This is a genomic window from Homoserinimonas sp. (genome assembly GCF_056262345.1).
In genome coordinates, this window is sequence record NZ_JBACFR010000285.1 from 1 (window position 1) to 9,195 (window position 9,195).

Sequence of the window (9,195 nt, forward strand, 5' to 3'; positions counted from 1 at the left end):
ACTCTCGGATGAACTCACCGGGCGACTCCTTCGTCAGCGGATCAGTCCCCGCTCCATCGGCTCCCATCCTGAGGATGCGGCGTCGGGGCGGCTAGATGTGACCGTTCACATCAGGCGACATGCTACCCCCATTTGCGGGAGTGCTGTCAAGGCCTCCCGAGGATACGTGACCGAATCCATATCAAGGCGTACGCATACTCCAGCGCTATCGCGAAGGCGGGGCAGTCGAACTCCGCACGATCAACTCGGGAGCGATCTGGTCGTGCCGGGCATCCGTCGATCCCGTTATCTCGTCAAGCAGAATGGCCAAGGCCCTGCGGCCGATCTCGGCAAAGTCCTGACGAACGGTCGTCAGCGGCGGCCACAGGTGCGCGGCATCCGGAATATCGTCGAAACCCACGACGCTTACATCCTGCGGCACACGAACTCCGCCCTCGTGCAGCGCGTGCATGAGCCCCAGCGCCATCTGATCGTTGGCACAGAACACGGCGGTGAAGTCGGGATGCCGCAGCAACTCCCTGCCTGCATGGTGGCCGAACGCCGCAGTCCAGTCCCCCAGGATGGGCGGGCGCGTCGTGAGGTCGGCCTCGTTGATCTCGTGCAGGAATCCTCGCATGCGAGCATCCGCCTCGATCCAGTCCTGCGGCCCGGCGACGTGCTCAATCTCCTGGTGGCCCAGATCGATCAGGTGGCGGGTGGCAAGGCGTCCCCCAGCGAACTGGTCGACCGACATGCTGCGACTGGTGTCTCGCTGCGTGGAGTCGAGGGTCACGAAAGGAATCGTGAGGTTCATGTCGGCGATGGCATCGAACACCCGCACCTGGGGAGCGATGATGACGATGGCCTCCACGGCCTGCTGCCTGAGAGAGTCAAGGCTGCTGCGAATCGACTCATAGTCGCTCGAGGTATTGGTAATCATCACGCGGTAATCCGCCTGCCGCGCCGCCAGCTCAATAGCGTGAACGCTCGTCGTTGGCCCATAGTGCGCGGTGTCGCCCGAGAGCACGCCGATGGTTCGGCTGCGGTTGGTAACGAGGGCCCTGGCCGCCTGGTTGGGCTGAAACCCGATCTGCTCGATGACGTCGAGCACACGCTCTTTGGTGCTCGGCCGGATGTTGGGAGACTCGTTCAGTACCCGAGAAACGGTCTGGTACGACACTCCCGCGAGCTTTGCGACGTCCCGAATGTTCGGGGCGCGAACCTTCTCCGGTTCCATCGATTCCACCAAGCCTGTCAATGTGTACGTTCACATTCTGCGGGACGCATCCATTATGCACGGGCGAAGCATGTGCGGCGTACGCGTCTGCCGCTCGCCGTCGCGCTCCTGCGGGCGCCCGATTCTCCCGCCGAGACTACGCAAATCGCGCCGAAAACCGCGCCGCGAGAGCAACTTGCGCAGTCTCGGCGAAGGAGGGAGCGCGCACGCACGAGCGCGCGGGCTAGCTGCACGGCACGAGCGCGCGGGCTAGCCGCACGGCACGAGTGCGCGGGCTAGCCGCGCGGGCTCAGCGACCGCTCCGCGCCGGGGCTACGCCCGGTCGAGCGCCGCCGTGATGTCGCCGAGCAGGTCATCGATGCCCTCGATGCCCACCGACAGGCGGATCACGTTCTCGGGTACAGCAAGCTCCGTGCCCTTGACCGAGGCGTGAGTCATCTCGGTCGGGTACCCGATCAGCGACTCCACGCCACCGAGCGACTCGGCCAGCTGAAAGACCTCTGTGCCCTCGGCGACGCGCTTGGCTGCCTCAGGGCCGCCCTTGAGCGCCAGCGACAGCATGCCGCCGAAGTCGCTCATCTGGCGCGCGGCGATCTCGTGGCCGGGATGGGACTCAAGACCCGGGTAGTAGACACGCTCGATTGCCGGGTGGCTTTCGACCGTGGCGGCAATCGTGTGCGCGTTGGACGAGTGGCGATCCATGCGCACGGCGAGCGTCTTGATGCCGCGCACCGTAAGCCAGGCCTCCATGGGGGCCGAAATAGCCCCGGCGCCGAACTGCAAGAAAGCAACCTTTTCGGCAATCTCCTCGTCGCTCAGCACGACGGCGCCGCCGATCACATCGGAGTGGCCGCCGAGGTACTTGGTCGTCGAGTGCACCACAACATCGGCGCCCAGAGCCAGGGGCTGCTGCAGGTAGGGAGTCGCGAACGTGTTGTCGACAACGACGATTGCGCCGGCCTCGTGGCCGATCGCCACAAGCGCGGCGATATCGGTGATCTTCATGAGCGGGTTGCTCGGCGTCTCAAGCCAGAGCACGCGCGTGACGCCGGGGCGAATCGCGGCGCGCACCGCATCCGCATTGCTCATCTCAACGGTCGAAAGCTCGACACCCCACGGCACGTGAAGGCGGTTGACGAGACGGTGCGTGCCACCGTAGACGTCGTTGCCCATGAGCACGTGGTCTCCGGGGGCGAGGATGGCGCGCAGAAGCGCGTCCTCCGCCGCGAGGCCGGAGGCAAAGCTGTAGGCGTGCGTTCCCCCTTCGAGCGAGGCGAGCAGGGTCTGCAGTGAGTCACGCGTGGGGTTGCCGCCGCGCGCATACTCGTAACCGCCGCGGAACCCGCCGATGCCGTCCTGCACGAACGTGGAGCTCATGTAGATCGGCGGAACGACGGCGCCCGTCGTGGGGTCGAACTCCTGGCCTGCATGAATAGCCCTGGTGCTGAAGTCGCTCATCGTGGATCCTTTGGTTCGTGAAGCTGGGGGTGACGCGCGCTGCGCAGAGCTAGCTGCTCGCTACTGCGAACTACTTGCTGAGATGCGCGAGCACGGTGCGGCGGGTGACAAGGCCGACGGGGTGGCCGTCGTTCATCACCATGAGAACGGGGCTGCCGGATGCCGCAAAGGCTTCGCGGGCAACCTCGGTCGAGCTAGACAGGCCAACGAGTGGCAGGCGCTCGCTCAGGTGTTCCGATACGGCGTCGTCGAGCACGGCGTCGTCAACGGCGACGGCGTCGAGAAGCGCGTCTTCGCTGACCGATCCGAGGACCTCGCCGAGCACGGTGGGGAGCTCGCCCGCGAGCACGGGAAGGCGACCGAGAGCGTGGTCGGCGAGCGCCGCGATGGCATCCCGCACGGTCGAGTCTGGGCGCACATGAGGGATAGTGGCAGCGTCGGCCGTGACGATCTCCGCGAGCGGGGTGCCTTCGCCTGCGGCGATGAAACCGTGCGATGCCATCCAGGTGTCGCTGAAGACCTTGCCGAGGTAGCCGCGCCCGCCGTCGGGCAGTAGAACGACGACGACGTCGTCGGGCCCGAGGTCCTGGGCCGCCTTAAGGGCGGAGACGACGGCCATGCCGCTGGATCCGCCGACGAGCAGGCCTTCTTCGAGCGCGAGGCGACGAGTCATATCGAAGGCCTCGGCATCCGAAACCATGATGATGTCGTCAACGACCGTGGGGTCGTAGGCGGTGGGCCAGAAGTCTTCGCCGACGCCCTCGATGAGGTAGGGGCGGCCCGTGCCACCGGAATACACGGAGCCTTCGGGGTCGGAGCCGACAACGCGCACCGCTCCGTTGCTGGCCTCCTTGAGGTACTTTCCCGTGCCGCTGATCGTTCCGCCGGTTCCGACGCCCGCGACAAAGACCGTGAGCTTGGCATCCGTGTCGCGCCAAATCTCGGGACCCGTTGTCTCGTAGTGGCTGAGCGGGCCGTTGAGGTTCGCGTACTGGTTGGGCTTGAAGGCGCCAGGAATCTCGCGCGCAAGGCGGTCGGAGACCGAGTAGTACGACTCCGGGCTGTCGGGCGCAACGGAGGTGGGGGTCACGACGACCTCGGCCCCGTAGGCACGCAGAACGTTGCGCTTGTCTTCGCTCACCTTGTCGGGGCACACGAAAACGCAGCGGTAGCCGCGCTGCTGGGCGACGAGCGCGAGGCCGACACCCGTGTTGCCCGATGTGGGCTCGACGATGGTGCCACCCGGCTTGAGGTCACCGCTCGCCTCTGCGGCGTCGATGATCTTGGTCGCAATGCGATCCTTCGAGGAGCCACCGGGGTTGAGGTATTCAACCTTGACAAGCACGGTCGCCGAAATCCCCTCCGTGACCTTGTTGAGCTTAACGAGGGGCGTGTTTCCGACCAGATCCAGGACGGTATTTGCATACTTCATGGTGGGCACAATCTATCAGCGGGGCCCGACAGCGGCGACAGCCGGGCAGAACTTGAGGGTGGAGTCGAAACCGCGCAACGGGAATAGTTGATGCGTTTACACAGTTCTTGCAGATCGACTCTCCTAAGCTATGGGAGATTCATGGGTTACAGCAGCCCACCCTCTCTTGCCGCACTACTGACAGGACACCATCCGTGCCATCCCGCGACACCGACTCCCCTGCCGACGAGCAGGTCGTCCCGCCCTCTGCAAAGAAGCTCACCGTTAAGCAGGAGCGCGAACAGCGTCGCCTGGAGAAGGTGGAGAAGTTCAAGAAGGAGCAGGCGAGGGCCAAGCGCAACCGCATCGTTGCGATCACTCTGAGCTCGGTGGCCGCCGTTGCCGTTGTCGCGATCATCGTGGCCATCGTCGTTTCGAGCGCTGTGCCCAAGCGCGACCCTGCGGATATCGCAATCGACGGCGTGCAGACGTGGGAAGACATCGACTACACCCACGTGCAGGGCGTCGTCGACTACGAGAACGAATTCGACATGAACCCGCCCGCGGGCGGCAGCCACAACCAGGCATGGCTCAACTGTGGCATCTACGAAGAGCCGCAGCAGCCCGAGTACGCCGTCCACTCGCTCGAGCACGGCGCCGTCTGGGTGACGTACGACCCCGACAGTGTTTCGGGTGATGACCTCGCAACCCTGCGCGGCTCCCTGCCTTCGAGCTACGTGATCCTCTCTCCTTACCCGGGACTCGACGCCCCGGTCGTCGCCTCTGCGTGGGGTGCCCAGATCAAGCTCGACGGCGTCGATGACACGCGTCTCGCCGACTTCGTGGAGAAGTACTGGCAGGCCGGTGACGTTCCGGAGCCCGGAGCCAGCTGCGTCGGAGCAATCGATGGCCCAGGAAAGCTCTAAGACCGCCGTTTCGACCCGCCTGATCGTAGGCATCATCCTCGGAGCCGCCGTGCTCGTGGGTGTTGCCTTCGGTCTGGGCCGGGTCTCCGTGCCCGCCACCGATTCGGCACCGTCCTCGACCAGTGCCGAGGCGGGCTTTGCCCGGGACATGCAGACACACCACCTGCAGGCCGTGGAGATGTCGCTCATTGTGCGCGATCTCACCGACGACCCCGAGATTCGTATGCTCGCCTACGACATTGCGACCGCTCAGCAGCAGCAGGCCGGCCAAATGTTCGGCTGGCTCACTGTCTGGGGTGTTCCCCAGGCTGCGCCGGAACCCTCGATGACCTGGATGACGCGGCCGACCCTCGACGGGGCGACCCACGATCACGGCTCAGGCGATAGTGGCAGCTCCCACGTGCCCGGAGGCCCCATGCCGGGGCTCGCGACCGACGAACAGCTGGCCACTCTCAAGTCTCTGACGGGCGTCGAGGCGGAGAAGTATTTTCTCGAACTGATGATCGCGCACCACGTGGGTGGAGTCGAGATGGCAGAAGCGGTTCTCGACCGCAGCGACGAGCGCGTCGTTGTCACGCTCGCCAAGGGCATGGTCACGGTGCAGCAGAAGGAGATCGATCTGATGAACGACCTCCTCGCGGAGCGTTCGTAGCAGAACGCCGCTACTCGGCCCTGACCTGGCGCTGGAACAGCGTCGCGTAGACACCGTTTTCGGCGAGCAGCTCGTCGTGCGTTCCCTGTTCCACGATGCGTCCGCCATCGACCACAAAGATCACGTCGGCGTGCACGACGGTCGAGAGACGGTGCGCGATCGCGACCGTTGTTCTGCCCTTCGCAGCCTGATCGAGCGCCGTCTGCACGATGCGCTCCGAGACCGAGTCCAGCGCGCTTGTTGCCTCATCGAGGATGAGCACGGCCGGGTCCTTGAGCAGCACCCTGGCGATCGCGACGCGCTGCTTTTCGCCGCCGCTGAGCCGGTAACCTCGCTCGCCGACAACCGTCTCGTACCCATCGGGGAACGACATGATCGTGTCGTGGATGTTGGCCTGGCGGGCCGCATCCTCCAGCTGCTGCTGGGTGGCATTGGGGCGCGCATACCGCAGGTTCTCGGCGATCGTGGCGTGAAAGAGGTAGGTCTCCTGGCTCACGATTCCGATGGCGCGCATGAGGTCTTCGTGCTGAAGCTCGCGAACATCGACACCGGCAAACCGCACAGCGCCCCCGCTCACGTCGTAGAGCCGCGGGATCAGGTACGACACCGTCGTCTTGCCGGCACCCGACGGGCCGACGAACGCCGCAAAGCTGCCAGGCTCAATCGTGAACGACACATCCTTGAGCGTCGCGGGGGAATCTGCCGGGGCATCCGGATATCTAAACGTCACGTCATCGAACTGGATGCGCCCCAGCGACTGCGACGGCACCTCACGCGCGCCGGGGGCATCCGTGATGGCGGGGGTCAGGTCGAGGTATTCAAAGATGCGGGCGAACAGAGCGGATGATGTCTGCAGGTCGAGCGCGACCCTCATGAGCCCCATAAGAGGCCAGGTGAGCCGAGCCTGCACGGTGGTGAACGCCACGATGGTTCCCGCCGTGACGGGCACGTTGCCGAGGATGAGCCAGCCGGCGACGACATAGGTGATAGCCGGAATGACCGAGAGAAATACCTGCACCGTGGCGAAGAACCACTGCCCGCTCATCACCTGACGAACCTGCAGTTCGATCTGGCGCTGATTCTCTTCTGTGTAGCGCCCGACCTCGGCACCCTGCTGCGTGAAGCTCTTGGCGAGCAGAATGCCGCTCACGCTGAGCGACTCCTGCGTGATCGCGGTCAGGTTGCTCAGCGACTCCTGCGTTGCCGCGGCGATGCGGGCGCGCACCCGGCCGATTCGGCGTTGGGCGACGGCAATGAGCGGCATCAGGATGACCGCGACGAGCGTCATCTGCCAGCTGAGCAGCAGCATGGCTACGAACGCCGCGACGACCGTGACGGTGTTGCCGATCACGCTCGAGACCGTGTTACTGAGAACCCCGGCGACTCCGCCGACGTCGTTCTGCAGGCGCGACTGAATGACGCCCGTCTTGGTGCGGGTGAAGAAGCCCAGCTCCATGCGCTGCAGGTGCGTGAACAGCTGGATGCGCAACTGGCCCATGACCTTGTTACCCACGCTCGCGGTGAGCCAGGTTTGCCACACACCGAGGGCTGAGGCCGCAATCCACAGCAACACCATGATGCCGACAAGCTCGAGCAGCACGGGCATGTCGGGCACCCCCGACGGCGGGAACAGCCCGAGGTCGAAGGCCTGCTGAGTGAGCAATGGCGGCAAAACGCTGATGCCGGCACCGATCAGAACGAGAACGATCGTGACGGTGAGCGCTCGCGAATGGGGTGCAAACAGGTGCCGGATGCGGGGCAGCAGATCAGGGATCCTGGGCGCTGCGGCGTTTTCCGCCTTCTGCGCCTCCGGGTCTGCGCTCGAAATGCGGGCGCGCTGCTTGCCGTACCTGCCAGTGCTCCCGTGCCCGCTCATCGTTCAAGCCTAACGACGACGGGGCGCCGCCCATTCCCGAGGGCCCGCCGCCCATTCCCGAGGGCCGCTAGCGCTGCGACCCCGCGAGCAGGGCCTGCACAAAGTACCGCTGGAATGCGAAGAACACGATCAGCGGAACGATCATCGAGAGGAACGCTCCGGCCGAGAGCACATCGATATTGGAACCGAACTGGCGCAGCTGACTTTGGATCGCCACCGTTAGTGGTTGCGATTGTGAGTTGGTGAAGATCAGCGCAACGAGCATGTCGTTCCATGTCCACAAGAACTGGAATATCGCGAGGGAGGCGATCGCCGGCAGCCCGAGCGGCAGAATCACGGTGCGAAAGATGCGCCACTCGCTCGCGCCGTCGAGGCGGGCCGCCTCAAGCAATTCGCTCGGTACCTGCAGAAAAAAGTTGCGCAGCAGAAAGACGGCGAATGGCAGGCCGAAGGCCGTGTGAAACAGGATGACGCTGAAGACCGATCCAAAGATCCCCACCGAGCCAAACAGGCGGGCAAGGGGGATGAGGGCGACCTGGATGGGCACGGCCAGCAGCACGATTACGCCGATCAGCAACCAGTCTCGTCCGGGAAACTCCATCCAGGCGAACGCATATCCGGCGAGCGGGCCGATGATCACCACGGCGGCCGTTGTCGGCACGGAAATCATGATGGTGTTCCAAAACGACCCCGTGATGGTGGGGTTGGCCAGCAGGTTCGCGTAGTTCTCGATTGTCAGTTGCGCCGGGGCCGTGAAGACTGTCCACCACCCCGACGAGGCGTTGTCGGCGACCGAGCGCAGAGAAGCGAGGAGCAATCCCACGCTCGGCACCAGCCAGAAGACCGCGATGATCAGGAGCAGCACGTTGACGATGCTGTTGCCAAAGAATCCGAGGATTCGCTGGGCAACCGTGCGTTTGCCCCGCACGATGGTGAGGTCGCTCATCGCTCTCTCTCCTGCCGGAATCGACGGATGTTAATGATCATCGACGGCATCACCAAGATCAGCAGCAGGATCGCGAGAGCGCTGCCGAGCCCCTGGTTATCTCCTCCGCCAAAGGAGACGGTCCACATCTCGACCGCGATCACGTTCGCCGCGGGTTTCGAGGTGCCAGGGGGGATCACGTAGACGAGGTCGAAGATCTTGAGCACATTGATGATGAGCGTCACAAAGACGACCACGATCACCGGCGACAGCAGCGGGGCGGTGATCCGGGTGAATACCTTCCACTCGCTGGCCCCATCGATGCGGGCCGCCTCTTGAAGCGAGCGATCCATCGCCGAGAGGCCAGAGGCGATCATGATCATCGCGAATCCGGCCCAGATCCACACGTACGAGAGGATGACCACACCGTTGATGAAGGCGGAGCTGAGCCACGAGACTCCCTGGTACCCCTGGTCAAAGTTCGACGCGGGCAGCGCCACGACATACCCCTGGCCGTCGAGGCCCGAGATTGTGTATTGACCCGCGTCATTGGTCTCGGCGGTGGCCGCAATGGTGCCGTCGGCGTTGACCGCGTCGACCTTAATGCCGGGCAGCCCCCTCTTGCCGTCTCCCACTTCGCCGTTCTCACCGCCACCTCCCTGGACGACATCGAGCCACACGGTGCCGCTGATCGCGTCCGAGTCGGGGTCAGGCGCTTCTTTAGCCTCTGC

8 protein-coding genes are annotated in these 9,195 nt (G+C 64.6%); 2 read left to right on the plus strand and 6 right to left on the minus strand.

Going from position 1 to position 9,195, the window contains the following annotated elements:
- Positions 1 to 205: 205 nt before the first annotated feature.
- The 3 genes from AC062T_RS13035 to AC062T_RS13045 all read right to left on the minus strand — a co-directional run bounded on the left by AC062T_RS13035 (position 206) and on the right by AC062T_RS13045 (position 4,106).
- Positions 206 to 1,216 carry a LacI family DNA-binding transcriptional regulator gene (locus tag AC062T_RS13035; protein WP_108517697.1) on the minus strand — a complete coding sequence of 337 codons (1,011 nt, stop codon included), beginning with the start codon at positions 1,214 to 1,216 and terminating at the stop codon, positions 206 to 208.
- Between the two features lie 312 nt (positions 1,217 to 1,528).
- A complete protein-coding gene (locus tag AC062T_RS13040) occupies positions 1,529 to 2,674 on the minus strand; it encodes a cystathionine gamma-synthase (RefSeq protein ID WP_108517699.1) in 1,146 nt (381 codons plus the stop codon).
- Positions 2,675 to 2,744: 70 nt separating this feature from the next.
- The gene (locus tag AC062T_RS13045) at positions 2,745 to 4,106 is read right to left on the minus strand and encodes a cystathionine beta-synthase (protein WP_476030691.1); all 1,362 of its coding nucleotides are present in this window, start codon (positions 4,104 to 4,106) and stop codon (positions 2,745 to 2,747) included.
- A 194-nt stretch (positions 4,107 to 4,300) separates the two neighbouring features.
- Between AC062T_RS13045 and AC062T_RS13050 the strand changes: the two genes are divergently transcribed.
- Together AC062T_RS13050 and AC062T_RS13055 are read left to right on the plus strand one after the other, a co-directional pair.
- Positions 4,301 to 5,011 (plus strand): DUF3105 domain-containing protein, encoded by a 711-nt coding sequence (locus tag AC062T_RS13050; protein ID WP_476030693.1) that lies wholly within the window; start codon positions 4,301 to 4,303, stop codon positions 5,009 to 5,011.
- On the plus strand, positions 4,992 to 5,663 hold the full coding sequence (locus tag AC062T_RS13055) for a DUF305 domain-containing protein (RefSeq protein ID WP_476030695.1): 672 nt from the start codon (positions 4,992 to 4,994) through the stop codon (positions 5,661 to 5,663). The genes AC062T_RS13050 and AC062T_RS13055 overlap by 20 nt, the downstream gene beginning before the upstream one ends.
- Before the next feature lie 10 nt (positions 5,664 to 5,673).
- Here the strand turns inward: AC062T_RS13055 and AC062T_RS13060 are convergent, their stop codons facing one another.
- The 3 genes from AC062T_RS13060 to AC062T_RS13070 form a co-directional block, all read right to left on the minus strand.
- A complete protein-coding gene (locus AC062T_RS13060; protein WP_476030697.1) occupies positions 5,674 to 7,539 on the minus strand; it encodes an ABC transporter ATP-binding protein in 1,866 nt (621 codons plus the stop codon).
- 67 nt (positions 7,540 to 7,606) lie between these two features.
- Positions 7,607 to 8,485, minus strand: coding sequence for a carbohydrate ABC transporter permease (locus AC062T_RS13065; protein WP_476030699.1), 879 nt, complete (start codon positions 8,483 to 8,485; stop codon positions 7,607 to 7,609).
- On the minus strand, positions 8,482 to 9,195 hold a 714-nt coding region (locus tag AC062T_RS13070; protein WP_476030701.1), incomplete at its 5' end, for an ABC transporter permease subunit. The genes AC062T_RS13065 and AC062T_RS13070, both read right to left, overlap by 4 nt.